The sequence below is a fragment of the Iodidimonas nitroreducens genome, assembly GCA_000710935.1.
GTDB lineage: Bacteria > Pseudomonadota > Alphaproteobacteria > Sphingomonadales > Rhodothalassiaceae > Iodidimonas > Iodidimonas nitroreducens.
The window spans coordinates 134,737-155,988 of sequence record BAYV01000009.1; the positions used below are offsets into that span (position 1 = coordinate 134,737).

Consider the following 21,252-nt stretch of genomic DNA (forward strand, 5'->3'; position numbering starts at 1 on the left):
CAGCGACTGAAAAGATGGGCCATCAATCGGCTTTTCGGGTCCGAGACAGGTGACAGGGCAAGGCCTGCTGCGTAACGTTCATCTCGTCGCGTAAGAGGCTTTTAAAAGCTGCGGCGCGGACCAAGTTCAGGGAGGGGAAAACTCTGAATATGAAAATAAAGTCGCCACCAGAAGGCTGACAGTTTTACGGTTTCACAGCCGGATATAATAAAGACAGGGTCATGTGATGATCCTGTCTTTTTTTATGGCTATTATCCTTCAGGCATTTGCCTGACTTTTCGCATGTCATCAGATCTTATTGCTTTGAAGGGGCAGATATTTCATGCCCCTTCACGAGCAAAACGATGTTGCAAAAACGACTGGCTCTAGAAATTGGCCCGCAATTCAACACCCCATAAGGGCGGCGGATTGATAAAGCCGGTCAGATTATTGAAATCAATGCCTCCGCGCAGGAATGTTTGATCCGTGATATTGCGACCATAAAGCGCAAAATCAAAGCGACCATCATTCAACTTCGCCCCCATGCGCACGCCACCAACAGCATTGGTGCCATTGCTGAATTCCTGCGAATTATAGAGGAAGAAATTGGATTTCGTGGTCAGCGCCCAATCGGTGAACAGATAAAACTCATGGGATTCACCAAAGGGGATGCCGTAACGGGCTGTCCAATTAGCAATCCAGCGCGGCGCATTCGGAAGACGGTTTCCATCAATGGAAATCAGGCCATCGACAATTGGATTATCGATGACACAGGTCTGCGGACAAACCCCATTAATCCCGCCCGGAAAGGGAACACGAATATCGGGATCATTGATCTTGGTGAAATTATAGCTCATGCCTGCGGTCAGCCTCAAAGCCGAGGTCACAGCCCATTCCGCATCCATTTCAAAGCCCCGACCATCCGAATCCTGTGCATTCAAAAGCCGGGCCGTATTGACATCGCCACCAACCGCCGTGAGCTGCTGATCATCCATATCATAATTGAAGGCCGATACATTGAGCCGCAGGCGATTATCAAACAATTCGGTTTTGAAACCAGCCTCAATAGATAGAATTGTTTCAGAGTCAGCCACCGTGATATCATCTGCAAAGGTAATGCGACCTTGTATGGAAGGCGCGCGAAAGCTCCGGGCAATCCGGCTATAAACTGTGGTATTGCTGCTTAGATCATAATTGACACTGGCATCCCAACTGATCACCTCATCACTTGTGGAGCGAAAACTTAAAGGCAGGGGGCCAGGACCGCCCAAAGTTCTTTCCGCCTGAAAATCCTTATCTTCCTCGGTATAGCGAACGCCACCGGCCACCGTCAGTCTGGGGGTCAGATGAATATCGACCGAACCAAAAATCCCCCAGGCTTCGGTTTGCTGTCTTTGGCTGGCAGCCCCATTCAGAGCGTTATTGTTCAAGGTGTCGAAGCCGAAATTATTGATCCTGATATCATCCGAGAAATAGAAAAAACCGGCTTGGAAATCAAAGATCCCAAGACCTTCGCCGGCAACTCTGAATTCCTGTGTCCATTGATCAAGATCAGGCACATCCGAGCCTGAAGCCGAAGGAAAGGGGATGAAACCGGGTCCGAAATTCCCTTCGCCCAAAAATGCAGCACCAAAACCGCCATCAATGTCCCCGCGCCCGATCGGTTTGCTGGCATTTTCGAAGCCGGTAATCGATGTGAAGGTCAAGGGCCCCCGCACATAATCCATGCTCAGGCTAGCGCCCCTTAAATCCAGCCCCTGATCATTTTCGCCGTCCTGGAAAACCTGATCCCGCCGAAACCCGTCCACAAAGCCCCCGCCGGGCGCGATGATATTGGCCCGGAAGATTTCTGAATCGCCATCAAAGCTGCGGGCGTGAAAATTCAGCAAGGCAGAAAAATTTTCTGTAGGCGTGTAGAGAAACTGCACCCGGCCGCCAATATCGTTCAAACGGCCCAATTCCAAAGTATTGGCAGGCGCATTTTCCGCCAGATTATCAATATAATCATCCTGATGCTGTAATCGCCCGGAAACGCGCGCCGCCAAAACACCATCAATGATCGAGCCACCCATGGCGCCTTCAAATTGGAAGCTGTTGAACCGTCCATAACTGGCCAAGGCATAGGCATCGAATTCATGGGTTGGTTTGCGGGTTTCGATTTTTACGATCCCAGCCGGTGTGTTGCGTCCGAAAAGCGTACCTTGCGGCCCGCGCAAAACTTCGATCCGCTCGATATCGAACATCATCTGACTTTTGAGCAGGACATTTTCTTTCACAACGCCATCGACATAAATCCCAACCGGCTGTGAAGCATTCAGATCAAAATCTGTATTGCCAAGACCGCGAATATAAAAACGCGGCATGATATTCCCATTCGAGCCTTCGGCATTGAGACTGGGAACACGCCCGGCCAAATCGCGAATATCTGAACCCGGTGATGTTAAAACATCCAAAGCATCACCGCCAAATGTTGCCACCGATGATGGAACATCACGCAAAGATTGTGTGCGCTTTTGTGCCGTCACCATAATTTCTTCAAGAACCAGAGATCCCTCTCGTGAAGAGTTCTGTTCAGACTGCGTAGTCCTTGATTCATCAGACTGTAAAGTTTCAGCTATTGAAAAAGATGGACAACTGATTATAAATATTGAGAATAAATTTCTTGAAAAACGAGAGTATAGCTTAGGAGTTTTTGTCTGTTGATTTGGCATTTTTGTAGACCTTTCCTTCCTGAACACATCAGAAATTCCATTACTACAAGATAATTTGGTGTTTAACCAGAATTACCGAATTAAATTTTTAAGGCAAAACGCTGACGATTATATTTATTTCCAAACAATCATTAAAATATTTAAAGTAGTAAAAACAACAAACAGAGCAGGCCCTTAGGCGATAAATATATAAAAAAACACCCACAAAATCGCGGCGATGATGCTTGCAGCCCCGGCTTTTCGCCAGATCATCGGGCGCACGGGGGCGCTTCCCGGGGTTCCGGGGATCGTGTCATCGGTCGATTCATCTTGTGATGTGACGCCGATAGGCAGGGCCATGAAAAAAACCAGCCACCACAGCACAAGATAAACCATTATTCCCGTTACATAAGACATGCTTGATCCAGATCAGACCTGTTCGATTTCAACCAGAGTTCCGTTGAAATCCTTCGGGTGCAAAAAAAGCACCGGCTTGCCATGGGCCCCGATCTTTGGCTCATCATCACCCAATATCCGCAAGCCATCCGCCAAGAGCCGATCCCGGGCGGCATAGATATCATCCACCTCATAGCACAGATGATGAATACCCCCGGCAGGATTGCGCTCCAGAAATTTGGCCACCGGGCTATTTTCGCCCAGGGGATGCAGAAATTCGATCTTGCTATTGGGCAGTTCAACGAAAACCGTGGTCACCCCATGATCGGGCTGATCTTTGGGCGATGACACCTCGGCCCCCAATGTATCGCGATAAAGCTTTGTGGCCGCCTCAAGATCAGGAACCACGATCGCCACATGATTAAGCCGTCCGATCATCATCTGTGCCTTTCGGTGAAGCTATGGATAAAAGCCGTCATAAGGGCTCATCATCAAAGCGGATCACCCGCACGTCAACCTGCGGATTTTTACCGGTTTTGATCCGCAGAAAACGCCGTGCAGCGATACGGGCGCTTTCCGCCACAGTTTTTTCCAGCAGCATTTCCCGGCTCGATAAATTCGTCAGGGCCTGATCGATTTCATCGAGCAGATCGCTTTCAAGGGCACCCCCCGGCTCCATTCCCGCAACGCCTTGGGCGATGATCTCGGGATCACCCAACAAGCTGCCATCATCTTCCTGCAGAATGACAAGGCTGACGAAACCGTTTTCCATCAAGCGCCGACGCGCATGGATGGCTTCATGGTTCACCGCTATCACAGCCTTCCCATCAAGCACCAAACGCCCGGCGGGAGCCTGATCCACCAAAGCCAAAGGCCCCGGCGCCAGACGAATGATATCGCCATTTTTGGGGGCCAATGCGTGGGGCACGCCCAAAGATTTGGCAAAGGCCGCATGATGCTTCAAATGCCGGGCTTCGCCATGCACGGGGATGGCGATCTGTGGCTTGATCCAGCCATACATCCGTTCCAGTTCCGGCCGTCCGGGATGGCCCGAGACATGAATATCGGCATCCCGCTCGGTGATCACATCCACATCCAAAAGCGCCAGTTTATTCATCAGAAAACCCAGAACGCGCTCATTGCCGGGGATGATTTTGGATGAGAAAATCACTGTATCCCCTGCCGCGAGAGAAAGATTGCGATGATCGCCCGCCGCAATGCGTGCCAAAGCAGCTCGGGGCTCGCCCTGCCCGCCGGTGCATAAAATCAGCACTTCATTGCGGGGCAAAGACGATGCCTTGTCCTCGGGCACCGTTTCCGGCCAATCGGGGAGATAGCCGGTTTTCCGCGCCGCCTCGACGATCCGATGCATGGAGCGACCAGCCAGAACGATCTTGCGACCATGTTTTTGCGCTACCTCCGCCACGGTTTTCAGCCGCGCCGCATTCGAAGCAAAGGTGGTGATCACCACCCGGCCTTCCAGCGTGCCAACCAGCTCGATCAGCGCCGTGCGAACACCTTCTTCCGATCCCGATTGGCGGCTGTTAAACACATTGGTGCTATCGCCGATCATCGCCAGAATGCCGCCATCCCCCATCAGGCCCAGATCGGCCTCTGATGTGGGGCTGCCGATCTGCGGCACATCATCCAGTTTCCAATCACCGGTATGAAAAATCGTCCCATGAGGGGTTTCAATTTTCAGCCCATGGCCTTCGGGGATGGAATGGGCCAAAGGCACATAGGTCACCTTGAAACAGCCAGCTTCCAACGTGCCCCCCACCGGAATGACATGCAATGTCACCTCATTAAGAAGACCGGCTTCGGCCAGTTTTCCCCGCACCAGTTCGGCGGTAAAGGGGGTGGCATAGATCGGGCAACGCAAGCGCTCCCACAAATAAGGAACGGCGCCGATATGATCTTCATGACCATGGGTCAGCACCAAAGCCACCAGATCATCGCGGCGATCCTCGATAAAGCCGGGATCAGGAAACACCAGATCGATGCCGGGCAACCTGTCATCGCCAAAGGTCATCCCGCAATCAACCATCAACCATTGGCCATTGCACCCGAACAAATTCATGTTCATGCCAATCTCGCCCGATCCGCCCAAGGGGCAGAACACAAGATCGTCGTCTTTCATGCCTTCAAATGTCATCAGAAAAAATCTCAATCCTCATCCGGTACCGGGGTGCATTTATGTTGGTTTTTTATAAACAACAGCCGCATGCCCGCAATTGTCAGATCATGGTCCACTTGATCGATGCTTTTCGCCCGACCGTAAAATATCTTTGCCAAGCCGCCCGTGGCGATCACCTTCATATCGGTGGCATGCTCAGCACGCAGGCGCTCATTGATGCCATCAACCAAACCCACATAGCCCCAGAATACGCCCGATTGCATGGCCTCCAGGGTGGAACGACCTGTTACCCGGTCACTCAGCGGGGCTTCAACGGCAATACGCGGCAATTTGGCGGCGGCTTCATGCAGAGCCTTCAGGGATAAATTAATCCCGGGGCTGATCACCCCGCCAAGATAGGCCCCATCGCCCCCAATCACATCAAATGTGGTGGCTGTGCCGAAATCCACAATCACTAAAGGCCCGCCATAGATATGATCGGCCGCGACCGCATTCACCAATCTGTCGGCGCCCACTTCCTGTGGATTATGGACCCGCACATCGACGCCTAAATCAACATTGGGATCGCCCACCACCAACGGATCGCATTGAAAATAGCGCCGGCACAACAAAACCAGATTGAGCTTGCCCTGCGGCACCACAGTCGCAATCACCGCGCCCTGAATATCGGAGACCGACATTTCAGACAGTTTCAAAAGGGCTGAAATCCAGACCATATATTCATCGGCAGTTCGCTTTTCATCGGTAGAAATGCGCCATTTGCGGATGATCGCGTCGCCATCCAGAAGGGCGAAAACGGTATTGGTATTGCCTTGATCGATCGCTAGTAGCACGGCTCACGCCCCCTTTAGCGCCGGAAACACATCACCGGCGGTTATTCTGATCATCCCCTCATGCGGATCTGCCGCCTGCCCCTCCAATCCCAAAGATCGGGGGCGCAGCAAAAGCGCACCATCATCGGCCAAGCCGCAAAAACGCCCGCGCAATTCATTCTCTTCAAGGCGCACCACGATATCCGATCCCAAGCCGGTTGCGCGGGCCAGCCAGTCTTCCCGGATCGGGGCGAACCCTTCTTCTTCCCATTGGGCCACCCGGATTTGAGTCGAACGGCTCAGGGCCTTCAGCATATCCAATCGATCGATGGCAAGCCCGGTTGCCTTTTGCAAAGAAATAGCCGGACGTTCGCTATCATCAGGGGCGTGCAAAAGATTGACGCCCAACCCCATGACCACCCAATCCTGTTCGCTTTCCAGCAAAATCCCGGCTAGCTTTGCGCCATCGAGCAGCAGATCATTGGGCCATTTACAGAATAAACGACCCGACAAGGATTCAAAGACATGGGTCAGCGCATCATGAAGTGCAAGGGCCGCTACGAAAGACAACTGCGCCCTTTGCGATAAAGGCCGCACCGGACGATAGAGCAAGGAGGCAAATAAATTGCCATCTTTCGAAACCCATTGCCGCCCGCGCCGCCCGCGCCCTTTTTCCTGCACCCGGGCACAAATCCACAAAGGGCCCTGCGCGCCGTTCATGGCCCGCCTGCGGGCTTCATCATTGGTGCTATCCACCTGATCAAGCCAAAGGCACGGCACCCCGCCGCCAAGAGCTATCATGCCGCTTGGCGCATTAGAAAAGCGATTGCGCTGCAACCCCGGCCGCTACGGTCAAAGGCCAGATCAGCACAAGATGCAAGGGGGAATTGAGCGCCGCCGAAACAAAGCCTACAGTGGCAATCCCACGGTCTTTCAATGGTTCGATCGTTTCATTGGGCTCGTCGAAATACATCAGCTTTACGATCCGCAGATAATAGACCGCGCCCACCGTGGATGTGACAAAGCCCACCACAGCCAGCCAATAGAGCCCGGCATTAACCACCGCCAGAAACACATAAAGCTTGGCGAAAAAACCCGCCAATAAAGGAATGCCGGCCATGCTGAACATCAAGATGGCCATGGCGGCAGCCAGAGCCGGGCGCGATTTTGCAAGACCCGCCAGATCTGCGATATCTTCGGTCAGGCCATCCTTGCGGCGCATTGACAAGATCAGGGCAAAGGTGCCCGCCGTCATCACCATATAGATCGCCATATACACAAGCACCCCCTGCACCCCATCGATGGTGCCGGTGGCAAGGCCAGTGAGGGCATAGCCCATATGGGCAATCGAGCTATAGGCCATCAGCCGCTTGATATTGGTTTGCATCAGGGCCGCAAAAGCCCCCAAAACCATCGAGGCCACAGAAAGCGCAATCACCACCTGCTGCCATTGATCAACCAGATCGGGAAAGGGCACGATCAGCGCACGGATGAACAAAGCCATCGCCGCCACCTTGGGCGCAATCCCGAAAAAGGCGGTGACGGGCGTGGGCGCACCTTCATAAACATCAGGCGTCCACATATGGAAGGGCACCGCAGAGACCTTGAAAGCCAGCCCGGAAATGAGAAAGACAATCCCAAAAATCAGGCCGATGGCATTGGCCCCATCCCCTGCCCCATAAGCGGCGATGGCTTCAAATGACGTGCTCCCCGAAAAGCCATAGATCAAAGAAATGCCATAGAGCATCAGGCCGGAACTGAGGGCACCCAGAACAAAATATTTCAATCCAGCTTCCGAAGAGCGCAGCTTATCGCGATTGAAGGCGGCAAGGATATAAAGAGACAGGCTTTGCAGTTCCAGACCAATATAAAGGGACAGCAGATCATTGGCCGAGACCATCATCATCATGCCCAGAACCGCCAGCACGATCAGAACGGGATATTCAAAACGCGCAATCCCCCGTTCCCGCAGATATTGGCCGGAAAGGCCAAGGGCAAAAATGGCTCCGGTCAAAATCACGGTTTTCATGAACAGGGCAAAATCATCGGTGATGAAAAGCCCGCCAAAAGCCGTCACCCGGCCCGAGGATGTGGCGATCATGGTAATGAACGCGGCCAAAAACAAACCGGAGGCCAGCCAGTTTAAAAGCCCAAAGCTTTTATCTTGATTGAAGACACCGATCATCAAAAGCCCCATGGCCCCCAAAGCGAGGATCAGTTCCGGCAGAACAGTTAGAACGTCTGGCATGTCTCAATCAGTCCTTTATTGGTCATCAAGGGCAGGTTCGGCAGCCTGTGCATCAAGGGGATCGGCAATCGGAGCCGCAATCGAGACCTGATGCGCACGCAAAAGCGCCTCGACCGAAGGATTGATCACATCAAGAAAAGGCTTCGGATAAAAACCCATCCACAAAACAACGGCAATCAGCGGCACGAAAATCGCAATTTCCCGCCCATTCAAATCCCGCAATGCTTTCAGATCTTCCTTGAGGAGAGCACCAAAAAAGATCCTGCGATAAAGATAAAGCATATAGGCGGCGGCCAGAATAACCCCCAAAGCCGCGACGAAGGCAACCCGGCTATCGGCCAGATAAGCCCCGGTGAGTGCGAGGAATTCCCCCACAAAGCCGCTGGTCCCCGGCAAGCCGACTGAGGCCATGGCAAAGATCATGAACACCAGCGCATATTTCGGCATGATATTGACGAGGCCGCCATAGCGCGAAATCTCCCGCGTGTGGAGGCGATCATAAACCACGCCCACGCATAAGAATAAGGCAGCGGAAACCACGCCATGGCTGAGCATCTGGAAAATACCCCCCTCAACCCCCTGTGGATTAAGGGCGAAAATCCCGATGGTCACAAAGCCCATATGGGCAATCGAGCTATAGGCAATCAGCTTTTTCATATCTTCTTGCACTAAGGCCACGAGCGAGGTGTAGACCACCGCCACCATCGAGAGGCCAAAGACCAGCCACATCAATGTTTCAGAGGCTTCGGGGAACATGGGGATGGAAAAACGCAAGAAACCATAGCCGCCCATCTTCAGCATCACCCCGGCCAGAATGACCGAACCCGCTGTGGGCGCTTCCACATGGGCATCGGGCAGCCAGGTGTGGACCGGCCACATGGGCATCTTCACCGCAAAAGACGCAAAGAACGCCAGCCAAAGCCATGTTTGCACATGCACCGGGAAATCGGCATCGAGCAAAGTGGGGATATCGGCTGTACCGGCATCCAGATACATCCACAAGATAGCCACCAGCATCAAAAGCGAGCCCAAAAGGGTATAGAGGAAGAATTTAAACGAGGCATAAATGCGCCGCACACCCCCCCAAACCCCAATGATCAGGAACATCGGGATCAGGCCGCCTTCAAAGAAAATATAGAACAGGAAAACATCAAGGGCGCTGAACACACCGATCATCAAGGTTTCCATGACCAGAAAGGCGATCATATAATCCTTGACCCGGCGGGTAACCGATTGCCAGCTTGCCAGAATGCACAAAGGCATCAGGAAGGCCGTCAAAACGATAAACAGCATGGAAATGCCATCCACACCCAGCTTGTAGCGGATGGACTCTCCGATCCAGGCATGGTCTTCAACAAGCTGAAAGCCAGCTTCGCCCACGTCGAACATGATCCACATGATGACCGCGAGCAATAGCTCGGCCAATGTGGTGAACATGGCAACATAGCGGATATTCTGTTTTACCTGATCACTCTCGCCACGAATGGAGAGGATCAAAAGCGCGCCAAAAAGTGGAACAAGCAATAGCGCGGTCAGGATGGGCCAATCCGCCATACCTTAAAACCCTCCCCCGGTCAGGACAAAATAGGTGATAACGAGCGCAATGCCGATCAGCATCGCGAAGGCATAGTGATAAACATAGCCCGATTGCAGAACCCGTACGCGGCGGGCGGCTGCCATCACTTGCGCGGCGATGCCATCAGGCCCCAATCCATCGATGGTTTTCTGATCCCCCCTCACCCACAGGAAACGGCCGATCCAAAAGGCCGGGCGGATGAAAATCCGATCATAAAGCTCATCGAAATACCATTTATTGAGCAGGAACTGATAGGCCGCCGGGAATGTTCTGGCCATTGCTGCGGGCAAGCCGGGCTTTGCGATATAAAAAAGGAAAGAAAGCGCAAAACCCAAAGCCATCATGCCGGTTGGCAGCCATTTGATCCAGCTTGCGATATGATGGGCTTCATCCATCACATCGCCTTCGCCAGCCACGAGCGATCCCGCCCAGAAAGCCAATCGCCCCTCGCCAATAAAGGCATCGGAAAAGACCACACCGGCAATCACCGCACCAACCGCCAAGATGGCCAGAGGCACCCACATCACAGCCGGGCTTTCATGCACATGGCTCAGGGTTTTCTCGTCGGCACGAGGCGTGCCATGAAAGGTCATGAACACCAGCCGCCAGCTATAAAAACTGGTCATGAAGGCGGCAATAACGGTCATCAAAAAGCCAAAGCTGGCCGCCGGATTATGGGTCGCGAAAGCGGATTCGATGATCATATCCTTGGAAAAGAACCCGGCTGTATAGGGAAACCCGGTGAGCGCCAGCGTGCCCACCATCATCATCAGATAGGTGAGCGGGACCATCTTCGATAAGCCCCCCATCTTGCGCATATCCTGCTCATCGGACATGGCATGAATGACGGAACCCGCACCCAAAAACAGCAGAGCCTTGAAAAAGGCATGGGTGAACAGATGGAAAATAGCCGCTCCATAGGCGGACGCCCCGATAGCGACGAACATATATCCAAGCTGCGAGCAGGTGGAATAAGCAATCACGCGCTTGATATCATTCTGCACAAGACCAACCGACGCCGCGAAAAAGGCCGTTGCCCCGCCAATGATCATGATCAAAGTGAGCGCGCCGGGCGCCAGTTCCAAAAGAGGCGACATCCGGGCCATCAGAAAGACCCCGGCGGTGACCATGGTCGCAGCATGAATGAGGGCGGAAACGGGCGTTGGCCCCTCCATCGCATCGGGCAGCCATGTATGCAAAAACAACTGCGCCGATTTCCCCATCGCCCCCACAAACAAAAGCACCGCAATGGTGGTGAGGGCATGCACATCCATCCCTAAAAAGACAAAGCGCGCATCTGCAAAGCCTTCAAGAGATTGGAAAATATCTTCGAAAATCACAGACCCGGTGAGCAGAAAAAGGGCGAAAATGCCTAGGCTGAAACCAAAATCCCCCACCCGATTGACCACGAAAGCCTTGATCGCAGCGGCATTGGCACTGGGTTTTTTGAACCAGAAACCGATCAAAAGATAAGAGGCAAGGCCCACCCCTTCCCAGCCAAAGAACATCTGCACCAGATTATCACTGGTCACCAGCATCAGCATCGCAAAGGTAAAGAGCGAGAGATAGGCAAAAAAGCGGGCGCGATGGGGATCATGGCTCATATAGCCAATGGAATACCAGTGCACCAGCGCCGACACCGTATTGACCACCACCAGCATCACCGCTGTCAGGCTATCGATATAAAGCGTCCAATCAAAGCTGAGGCTGCCCGAGCGCACCCATTCCAGCACAAGAATGCGATATTGATTATGATCAAAGGCAACATCCTTCAGCACAAAAGCCGAGAGAATGGCGGATAAGGTGACAAGGCCCGTCGTCACAGCCATGGCGCCGCGATCCCCGATCTGTTTGGCAAACAGACCGGCGATCAGGAAGCCCAGCAAGGGGCCGAAAACAATGATATGAAATTGAGACATCTGGTTCAGCCTTGCATCTGGTTGATCTGCTCAACCGCGATGGTTCCGCGATTACGGAAATACACAACGAGAATGGCCAATCCGATGGCCGCTTCCGCAGCCGCGACCGTCAGCACGAACATGGCGAAAACCTGCCCGGTGAGGTCATTCAGATAGGAAGAAAAAGCAACGAGATTGATGTTCACCGCCAACAGCATCAATTCAATCGACATCAAAATGATGATGACGTTCTTTTTGTTGAGGAAAATTCCGAAGATCCCCAGCGTGAACAAAATCGCCGCAACCGTGAGAAAATGGCCGAGACCGATCTCCATGAATACGTCCTTCTCCAGTGTTGTCCGAATGGCAGATGAGGATCAGATGCCCTCGCCCACATTCACTTTTTTGATCTCGATGGTATCCTTAGAATTTCTGCGGTTTTGCGCCGATATATCCTGACGCTTCACCCCGGACCGACTGCGCAGGGTGAGCACGATGGCACCGATCATCGCCACCAGCAGCACCAGACCGGACGCCTGAAACACATAAAGATACCGGGTATAGAGAACAGAGCCCAAAGCAGCCGTATTGGTAAGATCGGGATCAGCCGTCAAAGCCGGGGTGGCATCGATGGCCGGTGTCAGTTGCCAGGCCCCCACAACCATCAGAAGTTCAACCAGCAGGATCAAACCCACCAGCGTGCCGACGGGCAGATATTGCAAGAAACCCTCGCGCAGCTCGACATAATTGATATCAAGCATCATCACCACGAAAAGGAACAAAACGGCCACCGCGCCCACATAAACGATCAACAGGATCATTGCCAGAAACTCGGCCCCCAAAAGCAGGAACAAAGCCGCAGCATTGAAAAAGGCCAGGATCAAAAACAAAACCGAATGCACGGGATTGCGTGAAGAAATGACCATGAACCCCGATAAAACCGTGATCGAAGCAAACAGATAAAACGCCAGAGCGGTCAAACTCATTGCCATGTCCCCCGCGTTTTTTCCAAAGTCTGGATGGTGCACATCTCGCGCCCCCTGATGATCAGCATATGTGGCTTCATTCTCATGAGTTTGGCCCCGAACGGGCCGTGGATCGTTTCCTAACGATAAGGCGCATCCTGCGCAAGGTTCGCGGCAATCTCGCGTTCCCAGCGGTCGCCATTATCAAGAAGTTTTGTTTTGTCGTATAAAAGCTCTTCACGGGTTTCCGCCGCAAATTCAAAGTTCGGCCCCTCAACGATGGCATCCACCGGGCAGGCTTCCTGACACAATCCGCAATAGATACACTTCACCATATCGATATCATAGCGAGTGGTACGCCGAGAGCCATCTTCGCGCGGCTCGGCTTCGATGGTAATCGCCAAAGCAGGGCAGATGGCTTCGCATAATTTGCAGGCGATGCACCGTTCCTCGCCATTGGGATAGCGTCTGAGCGCATGCTCACCCCGAAAACGAGCCGAAAGCCGACCTTTTTCATAAGGATAATTGATAGTTGTTTTGGGCTTCCACATATAGCTGAAGGTCAGCCCCATGGCCTTAACGAATTCCCATAAAAGGAAGCTGCGCGCCGTTCTGTCCAGAAAGGCAATCATGATCTTACCCGCCTCTCTTAATTACCAATATAGCCAAATGCCATGCCCCAGCCGGTGTAGAAAACCACCGCCGCCAAAGACAAAGGCAAAAACACTTTCCAGCCCAGCCGCATGAGCTGATCATAGCGATAGCGCGGCACCGTTGCTTTCACCCAGGCAAAGATGAAGAAGAAGAAGCAGATCTTGCCGATCATCCACAGCGGGCCGGGAATGAAATCAAGGGCCGAAATGGGCGCATACCATCCACCGAAAAAGAGCACGGAGGTGAGCGCGCACATCAGCAGAATATTGCCATATTCCCCCAGCCAGAACAGCGCGAAGGCCATCGAGCTGTATTCCACCTGATAACCGGCCACCAATTCCGCTTCGGCTTCGGGCAGATCGAAAGGCGGACGATTGGTTTCCGCCATAGCCGAAATCAGAAAGATCACGAACATTGGGAAAAACCAGATGAAATGCCATTGCCATAAGCCGCCAGCCTGATTTTCGACGATGGCCGAAAGATTGGTAGACCCCGCATAGCTGATCAAAGTGACCAGAACAAAACCCATCGAGACTTCGTAAGAAACCATCTGCGCCGCCGAACGCAGCCCGCCCAGGAAGGCATAGCGGGAATTCGAGGCCCAGCCCGACATGATAATCCCATAAACCCCCAAAGAGGAAATGGCAAAGATAAATAAAATCCCCACATTGATATCCGCCAGAACCGCCCCGACATCCCAAGGGATAACCGCCCAGCCGATCAGGGCCAGAACAAAGGTAAGCATCGGCGCCAGAATGAAGATGCCCTTGTTCGCCCCCGAGGGCACAACGGTTTCCTTGATGAATAGCTTCAGACCATCAGCAAAGCTTTGGAAAAGGCCGAACGGCCCCACCACATTCGGACCCCGGCGCAACTGCATTGCCGCCCAGATCTTGCGATCCGCATAAACCGCAAAGGCAACGCCAAGAAGGAGCGGGGCGACAATCGCCAAAATCCATGTGACGATGGAAAAAAACCAGGCAGCATCCGTGCCACCATAAATGCCGGCGAGCCATTCAACCATGGGTACCCGTCGCCTCCATTTTCTGACGTTTCACCGCACTGCACTCGGCCATCGTTTTTGATGCCCGCGCAATCGGATTGCTTTGATAGAAATCGATGTATTTCAGTGGAATAGGCCCTCGGGCCACCGCCCCATCAGAGCCAAAATCACCCCATTGGGCCTGCGGACGCACATCCACATCAGCCAGATGCGGCAAGGCTTCATAAAGCGCGGAATGCAGGTCATTAATGCTGTCGAACGGCAAAGGCGCAGGCCCGATTTCCGCCGAAAGGGCACGGAAAATCGTCCAATCCTCGCGCGCCTGCCCGGGCGGGAAGACGGCCCGGTTCGCCAATTGCACCCGCCCTTCCAGATTGAGATAATGCCCCGGCTTTTCCGTATAGGCCGCCGCCGGCAAAATCACATCCGCCTGCTGCACGCCATGATCGCCATGGCTGCCGATATAAACGGTGAAGCAATCGGCAAGGCGTGATGGATTGATTTCATCCGCCCCCAGCAAAAACACAGCCTTCAATGCCCCGGAGGCAGCATCAGCCAAAATGCCTTCAACGCCACCATCACACACAAGGCCCAAATCCAAAGCACCCACCCGCGCAGCGGCGCTGTGAAGAACATTAAAGCCGTTCCAATCCAGCGACATGAGGCCAAATTTCTCGGCAATATCATGACCAGCCTTCAAAATCGCCGCACCATCCGGGCGCGCCAGGGCCTGCTCGCCCAAAATGATCATCGGTCGATCCGCTGCCGCCAGTTTTTTGGCAACCGGATGCTTGCCCGCCAAAATATCGCTTAAAATAGCGGCATCATCGCCAAGCTGCTCAACCGCATAGGTTTGATCAAGGGCCGGGCCGATATTGGCAACTTTCAAGCCGCGATGCCGGGTGGCCTTTAAAATCCGGGCATTCAAAATGGCTGCTTCATGGCGCGGATTGGCCCCGACAAGCAGGCAGAAATCCGCTTCCTCGATCCCCGCAATGCCGGTATTGAAGAGATAGGATGCCCGCTGGCGAATATCATAGGCGGCACCATTCTGGCGGCATTCAATCCGGCTGGAGCCAAGATTTTTGAGCAGTTCGCGGAAGGCGTAGGTACCTTCAAGCTCATTGAGATCGCCCACCAATCCGGCAATCCGGCTGCCATCAAGACCCGAAATACCATCCTTGATCGCGGCAAAGGCTTCCGCCCAGCTGGCTTCCACCAGCTTGCCATCGCGCTTCACATAAGGACGATCGAGCCGCCCTTTCAAAAGGCCATCACAGGCAAAGCGGGTTTTATCCGAAATCCATTCTTCATTCACATCATCATGATTGCGAGGCAAAATCCGCATCACATCGCGTCCCCGTGCATCAATCCGGATATTCGAGCCCACCGCATCCATAACATCAATGGATTCGGTCTTGATCAATTCCCAGGGCCGGGCATTAAAAGCATAAGGCTTTGATGTGAGGGCACCCACCGGGCACAGATCGATCACATTGCCCTGCAATTCGCTTTCCATTGCCTGCTCAAGATAGGTGGTGATCTGCATATTCTCACCACGATAAATCGCCCCGATTTCGGTGACGCCCGCAACCTCTTCAGAAAAGCGGATGCAGCGGGTGCAATGGATACAGCGGGTCATGATGGTTTTGACCAGCGGCCCCATATTCTTTTCGGTCACGGCGCGCTTATTTTCATCATAGCGCTTTGCCCCACGGCCATAAGCCATGGTTTCATCCTGCAGATCACATTCGCCGCCCTGATCGCAGATCGGGCAATCCAGCGGATGATTGATCAGCAGAAATTCCAGCACGCCTTCGCGGGCTTTTTTCACCATGGGGGTATCGGTACGCACCTCTTGCCCATCGGCGGCAGGCAAAGCGCAGGATGCCTGTGGTTTGGGTGGTCCGGGTTTGACCTCGACAAGGCACATGCGGCAATTTCCGGCGACCGAAAGACGCTCGTGATAGCAAAAGCGCGGAATTTCAACGCCCGCTTCCTCGCACGCCTGCAAAATCGTCGAGCCGGGCGCAACCTCGATTTCCTTGCCGTTGATTGTCAGCTTTGGCATTCGCGTCTCACCTTAACAGTTTCTCTTGGGTCGAGCCTATCGGGGGGTCGAACCCAACAAGGTCTTCATTCGGCAGCTTCGGTCACCTGACGACCATGATAAACATCGATCCGGCGTTCCACCTCATCGCGGAAATGGCGCATCAGCCCCTGAATGGGCCAGGCTGCCGCATCGCCCAAGGCGCAGATGGTATGGCCTTCGACCTGCTTTGAAACATCGAGCAGCATGTCGATCTCTTCTTTTTCCGCCTTACCCAGCACCAGCCGTTCCATCACCCGCCACATCCAGCCGGTTCCTTCGCGGCAGGGTGTGCATTGGCCACAGGATTCATGCTTGTAGAAATAGCTGAGCCGGGCAATGGCCTTCACGATATCGGTGGATTTATCCATCACGATCACCGCCGCCGTTCCCAAGCCCGATTGCACTTCTTTGAGGGAGTCGAAATCCATCAAAACCGTATCGCAGATGGATTTGGGCAAAAGCGGCACCGATGAACCGCCAGGGATGACGGCCAGAAGATTATCCCACCCTCCCCGCACACCACCGGCATGTTTCTCGATCAGTTCCCGCATGGGAATGCTCATTTCCTCTTCCACATTGCACGGCGTATTCACATGGCCGGAAATGCAGAAAATCTTGGTACCCGTATTATTGGGCCGCCCAAAACCGGAAAACCAGCTTGCCCCCCGGCGCAAAATGGTGGGAGCAACCGCAATCGATTCCACATTATTCACGGTGGTGGGGCAACCAAACACACCCACATTGGCGGGGAATGGCGGCTTCAGACGGGGCTGGCCCTTTTTGCCCTCAAGACTTTCGATGAGAGCCGTTTCCTCGCCACAAATATAGGCGCCGGCCCCACGATGCACATACACATCATAAGCATAGCCCGAACCGCAGGCATTGCTGCCCAAAAAGCCCTTTTCATAGGCCTGCGCCACGGCCTGCTCCAGCCGTTCGGCCTCGAGAACATATTCCCCGCGAATATAAATATAGGCCGCCCGCGCCCGCATGGCATAGCCCGCCAGCAAAGCCCCTTCAATCAGCTTATGGGGATCATGACGCATGATTTCGCGGTCTTTGCAGGTGCCGGGCTCGGATTCATCAGCATTGATCACCAGATAGCTTGGGCGACCATCCTTGCTTTCCTTGGGCATGAACGACCATTTCAGCCCGGTGGGAAAGCCTGCCCCCCCCCGCCCCCGCAAGCCGGATTCTTTCATCTCGCCGATGATCCAATCCTGACCCTTGGCCATGATCTCTTTCGTGCCATCCCAATCACCACGGCTGATGGCCCCATCGATATCCCAAGGCTGGAAGCCATAAAGATTGGTGAAGATGCGGTCCTGATCTTTCAGCATCGCCTCACTCCTTATCCGCTGCGGCGGGAACCATATCGCGCAAAACCAAAGGACCCCCTTCAGGGGCAGAGGCCTGACGCCCATTTTGCGGACCCGGTGGCGGCACTTCGCCCCGTTTCAGGGCCTTTAAAATCGCGGTCATGCGGTCATAGTCGAGATCTTCATAAAAATCATCATTGATCTGGACCATCGGGGCATTGCAGCAGGCCCCCAGACATTCCACCTCGGTGAGATGAAACAGCATATCATCCGTGCTTTTGCCCTTTTCCAGCCCCATATCCTTGCAGGCCCGCATCACCTCATCCGATCCCCGCAGCCAGCACGGCGTGGTGCCGCAAAGCTGCACATGATAACGGCCAATGGGCTTTAGGTTGAACATAGTGTAAAAAGTGGCCACCTCAATCACTTGAATCCTGGGCAAGGACAGGATTTCCGCGATTTTTTCAACCGCCTCACTGCTCACCCAGCCGCCATTCTGTGCCTGCGCCAGATAGAGCAAGGGCATCACAGCCGATCTTTGACGACCATCAGGATATTTCGCCAGAATGGTCTTGATTTTTTCCTGATTCTCATCGGAAAAATTGAACGCTCCACCGCTTTCAATGACGTTTAGCATCTCGTCTACCCTTCCTCAGCGGTCAACTTCACCGAACACGATATCGATCGAGCCCAGAACCGCTGGCACATCCGCCAGCATATGACCTTCAAGCATCATGTCCATGGCCTGCAAATGAGCGAAACCGGGCGCCCGGATCTTGCAGCGATAGGGCTTGTTCTTACCATCGGACACCAGATAGACCCCAAATTCCCCCTTCGGCGCCTCCACTGCGGCATAAACCTCACCAGCGGGGATTTTATAGCCTTCGGTATAAAGCTTGAAATGGTGAATCAGGGCTTCCATCGATTGTTTCATCTCGGCCCGACGCGGCGGCGCAATCTTGCGATCCTCGGTTAAAACCTCACCGGCAGGCATCTCGTGAATGCACTGACGCATGATTTTCAAGGATTGCCGCATTTCTTCGACCCGCAAGATGAAACGATCATAACAATCGCCATGCTTGCCCACGGGAATATCGAAATCCATGCGATCATAAACATCATAAGGCTGCGATTTGCGCAGATCCCACGCCAATCCGGTTGAGCGCAGCATCGGGCCGGACATTCCCCAATCAAGGGCCTGTTCCTGGCTCACCACACCGATATCCACATTACGCTGCTTGAAAATCCGATTATCCACCAGAAGCGTTTCCATATCGGCGATAACCCGTGGGAAAGTCTCGGTCCATTTCCAGATATCGTCGATCAGATCGGGCGGCAGATCCTGATGCACCCCGCCGGGGCGGAAATATTTGGCGTGCATCCGCGACCCCGAAGCCCGCTCATAAAATTCGCATAAGGTCTCGCGCTCCTCAAAGCCCCACAGGATCGGCGTGAGGGCCCCCACATCCATGGCATGGGTGGTTAGATTGAGGATATGGTTCATGATCCGGGTCAATTCCGCATAAAGCACGCGGATATATTGGCCCCGGATCGGCACATCGATCCCCAGCGCCTTTTCGATGGCCAGAGCATAAGCATGCTCCTGATTCATCGGCGCGGCATAATCAAGCCGATCAAAATAGCCGATGGCCTGCAAATAGGTTTTATGCTCGATCAGCTTTTCGGTGCCCCGATGCAGCAGGCCGATATGGGGATCGGTCCGCGCGACAACCTCACCGTCAAGCTCAAGAATCAGACGCAAAACCCCATGCGCCGCAGGATGTTGTGGCCCGAAATTAAGGTGATAGTTCTTGATCTGGCGATCATTTTGCATCATGCGCCTCCCTTTTCAGCGCCATCCGCCTTTTCATCGCCGGGAAGCACCGCGCGCGCGCCTTCCCATGGGCTGAGAAAATCGAAATTGCGAAATTCCTGGGCGAGCTTCACGGGCTCATAAACGACACGCTTTTGATCTTCGTCATAGCGCAGTTCAACATAGCCGCTGAGGGGGAAATCCTTGCGCAAAGGATGCCCCTGGAAGCCATAATCCGTGAGGATGCGCCGCAAATCGGGATGGCCCGAAACCAGAACGCCATACATATCCCACAATTCCCGTTCAAACCAATTGGCAGCCGAGAAAACTGAAACCACCGACGGGACAGGCGTCCGTTCATCGGCTTCGACCTTGATCCGAACCCGTTGATTGAGATGCATCGACAGCAAATGATAAACCACATCAAAGCGCATGGCACGCTGGGGCCAATCAACCCCGCAGATATCGACCAGAATACGGAATTTACAATCGGTATCATCGCGCAGATAGGTCAGAACCTTGACGATCTGATCCGTTCTTGCCGTCACTGTCAGCTCGTCATTGGCGATGGTATAACCCGTCACCTCATTTTTGAGCGCTGTCTCGATATGTTTGCCAAGCTGTTCAAGCGCCGTGGCCGTCATGATCATCATCCGTTCATTGATATCGCGTTCATCATCCGCGCCGCAAAGGCCTTGATCGGTCGGGCACCCAAGGCCCCATCAAAGCCTAGCGGTGCAAGGTGCCGGTGCGACGAATTTTCCGTTGAAGCTGAAGGATTCCATAAAGCAGCGCTTCCGCCGTTGGCGGGCATCCCGGCACATAGATATCCACCGGAACGATGCGATCACAGCCCCGCACCACAGAATAGCTATAGTGATAATAGCCGCCGCCATTGGCGCAGGATCCCATGGAAATAACATAGCGCGGCTCTGACATCTGATCATAAACCTTGCGCATGGCCGGTGCCATTTTATTGCAAAGGGTGCCGGCCACAATCATCACATCGGATTGCCGGGGAGAGGCACGCGGCGCCGCGCCAAAACGCTCCAGATCATAGCGCGGCATATTGGTGTGCATCATCTCGACGGCGCAACAGGCAAGGCCAAAGGTCATCCACCACAGGCTGCCAGTACGGGCCCAATTGATCAGATCATCGGCTTTGGCGACCAGAAAACCCTTGTCCGTCAGTTCAGACCGAACATCCTTGAAAAAGGCATCATCTGCGGGGGCGGCAAGACCTTGTGCAGGCACAACCGATCCTTGGCTCTCTACTCCCATTCCAAAGCCCCTTTCTTCCATTCATAGATGAACCCGACGGTCAAAATCCCTAAGAATCCCATCATCGACCAGAAGCCATAAAGGCCAATATCCCCAAGCGCCACCGCCCAGGGAAACAGAAACGCCACTTCCAGATCGAAAATGATGAAGAGGATCGCAACGAGATAAAAACGCACGTCAAATTGTGAGCGCGAATCCGAAAAAGGAGCAAAGCCCGATTCATAAGCCGAAAGCTTTTCACCATCGGGATGCTGTTCCGCAAGGAACCATGCAGCGCCCACGAAAATAACCGAAAAAGCGATGGCCACGCCCAAAAAGATGAGGATTGGCAGATAGTTCAACAAATAGGTTTCCACGGAACGCTCCGTAAAGAGATCCAAATAGCCTCA

20 protein-coding genes are annotated in these 21,252 nt (G+C 53.6%); all 20 read right to left on the bottom strand.

Translation table 11 applies throughout. The annotated features are described in order from the left end of the window. Positions 1–365: 365 nt before the first annotated feature. A complete protein-coding gene (locus AQ1_RS03905; RefSeq protein WP_052370902.1) occupies positions 366–2,507 on the bottom strand; it encodes a TonB-dependent receptor in 2,142 nt (713 codons plus the stop codon). A gap of 357 nt (positions 2,508–2,864) precedes the next feature. Further along, positions 2,865–3,086 carry a DUF1467 family protein gene (locus tag AQ1_RS03910; RefSeq protein WP_042084440.1) on the bottom strand — a complete coding sequence of 74 codons (222 nt, stop codon included), beginning with the start codon at positions 3,084–3,086 and terminating at the stop codon, positions 2,865–2,867. Positions 3,087–3,098: 12 nt separating this feature from the next. Beyond that, entirely contained in the window at positions 3,099–3,503 is a 405-nt protein-coding gene (gene mce / locus AQ1_RS03915) for a methylmalonyl-CoA epimerase (RefSeq protein ID WP_042084623.1), read from the bottom strand. Positions 3,504–3,540: 37 nt separating this feature from the next. Beyond that, positions 3,541–5,220 carry a ribonuclease J gene (locus AQ1_RS03920; RefSeq protein WP_042084625.1) on the bottom strand — a complete coding sequence of 560 codons (1,680 nt, stop codon included), beginning with the start codon at positions 5,218–5,220 and terminating at the stop codon, positions 3,541–3,543. Between the two features lie 11 nt (positions 5,221–5,231). After that, positions 5,232–6,035: a type III pantothenate kinase gene (locus AQ1_RS03925; protein ID WP_042084442.1), complete on the bottom strand. Its 804-nt coding sequence runs from the start codon at positions 6,033–6,035 to the stop codon at positions 5,232–5,234. A 3-nt stretch (positions 6,036–6,038) separates the two neighbouring features. Further along, positions 6,039–6,815, bottom strand: a complete 777-nt coding sequence (locus tag AQ1_RS03930) for a biotin--[acetyl-CoA-carboxylase] ligase (RefSeq protein ID WP_042084627.1) — start codon at positions 6,813–6,815, stop codon at positions 6,039–6,041. Between the two features lie 13 nt (positions 6,816–6,828). Further along, positions 6,829–8,262 carry an NADH-quinone oxidoreductase subunit NuoN gene (gene nuoN / locus AQ1_RS03935; protein WP_042084443.1) on the bottom strand — a complete coding sequence of 478 codons (1,434 nt, stop codon included), beginning with the start codon at positions 8,260–8,262 and terminating at the stop codon, positions 6,829–6,831. Between the two features lie 15 nt (positions 8,263–8,277). Further along, a complete protein-coding gene (locus AQ1_RS03940) occupies positions 8,278–9,816 on the bottom strand; it encodes an NADH-quinone oxidoreductase subunit M (protein ID WP_042084446.1) in 1,539 nt (512 codons plus the stop codon). 3 nt (positions 9,817–9,819) lie between these two features. Continuing rightward, on the bottom strand, positions 9,820–11,757 hold the full coding sequence (gene nuoL / locus AQ1_RS03945) for an NADH-quinone oxidoreductase subunit L (RefSeq protein ID WP_042084449.1): 1,938 nt from the start codon (positions 11,755–11,757) through the stop codon (positions 9,820–9,822). 5 nt (positions 11,758–11,762) lie between these two features. Beyond that, entirely contained in the window at positions 11,763–12,071 is a 309-nt protein-coding gene (nuoK, locus tag AQ1_RS03950; protein ID WP_042084451.1) for an NADH-quinone oxidoreductase subunit NuoK, read from the bottom strand. A 42-nt stretch (positions 12,072–12,113) separates the two neighbouring features. Then, positions 12,114–12,722, bottom strand: coding sequence for an NADH-quinone oxidoreductase subunit J (locus AQ1_RS03955; protein WP_042084455.1), 609 nt, complete (start codon positions 12,720–12,722; stop codon positions 12,114–12,116). 119 nt (positions 12,723–12,841) lie between these two features. Next, positions 12,842–13,333, bottom strand: coding sequence for an NADH-quinone oxidoreductase subunit NuoI (gene nuoI / locus AQ1_RS03960; protein ID WP_281301130.1), 492 nt, complete (start codon positions 13,331–13,333; stop codon positions 12,842–12,844). Between the two features lie 17 nt (positions 13,334–13,350). Further along, positions 13,351–14,379, bottom strand: coding sequence for an NADH-quinone oxidoreductase subunit NuoH (nuoH, locus tag AQ1_RS03965; protein WP_042084457.1), 1,029 nt, complete (start codon positions 14,377–14,379; stop codon positions 13,351–13,353). Next, on the bottom strand, positions 14,372–16,429 hold the full coding sequence (gene nuoG, locus AQ1_RS03970; protein WP_042084459.1) for an NADH-quinone oxidoreductase subunit NuoG: 2,058 nt from the start codon (positions 16,427–16,429) through the stop codon (positions 14,372–14,374). Before nuoG ends, nuoH begins: the two co-directional genes overlap by 8 nt. 65 nt (positions 16,430–16,494) lie before the next feature. Then, entirely contained in the window at positions 16,495–17,790 is a 1,296-nt protein-coding gene (gene nuoF, locus AQ1_RS03975) for an NADH-quinone oxidoreductase subunit NuoF (RefSeq protein WP_042084460.1), read from the bottom strand. A gap of 4 nt (positions 17,791–17,794) precedes the next feature. Next, the gene (nuoE, locus tag AQ1_RS03980; RefSeq protein ID WP_042084462.1) at positions 17,795–18,406 is read right to left on the bottom strand and encodes an NADH-quinone oxidoreductase subunit NuoE; all 612 of its coding nucleotides are present in this window, start codon (positions 18,404–18,406) and stop codon (positions 17,795–17,797) included. Between the two features lie 15 nt (positions 18,407–18,421). Beyond that, positions 18,422–19,603 carry an NADH-quinone oxidoreductase subunit D gene (locus tag AQ1_RS03985; protein ID WP_150006819.1) on the bottom strand — a complete coding sequence of 394 codons (1,182 nt, stop codon included), beginning with the start codon at positions 19,601–19,603 and terminating at the stop codon, positions 18,422–18,424. After that, on the bottom strand, positions 19,603–20,226 hold the full coding sequence (locus tag AQ1_RS03990; RefSeq protein WP_081837068.1) for an NADH-quinone oxidoreductase subunit C: 624 nt from the start codon (positions 20,224–20,226) through the stop codon (positions 19,603–19,605). Before AQ1_RS03990 ends, AQ1_RS03985 begins: the two co-directional genes overlap by 1 nt. Positions 20,227–20,311: 85 nt before the next feature. Beyond that, positions 20,312–20,863 (bottom strand): NuoB/complex I 20 kDa subunit family protein, encoded by a 552-nt coding sequence (locus AQ1_RS03995; RefSeq protein ID WP_042084468.1) that lies wholly within the window; start codon positions 20,861–20,863, stop codon positions 20,312–20,314. Then, entirely contained in the window at positions 20,854–21,219 is a 366-nt protein-coding gene (locus tag AQ1_RS04000) for an NADH-quinone oxidoreductase subunit A (RefSeq protein ID WP_042084471.1), read from the bottom strand. Before AQ1_RS04000 ends, AQ1_RS03995 begins: the two co-directional genes overlap by 10 nt. Between the last annotated feature and the right edge of the window lie 33 nt (positions 21,220–21,252).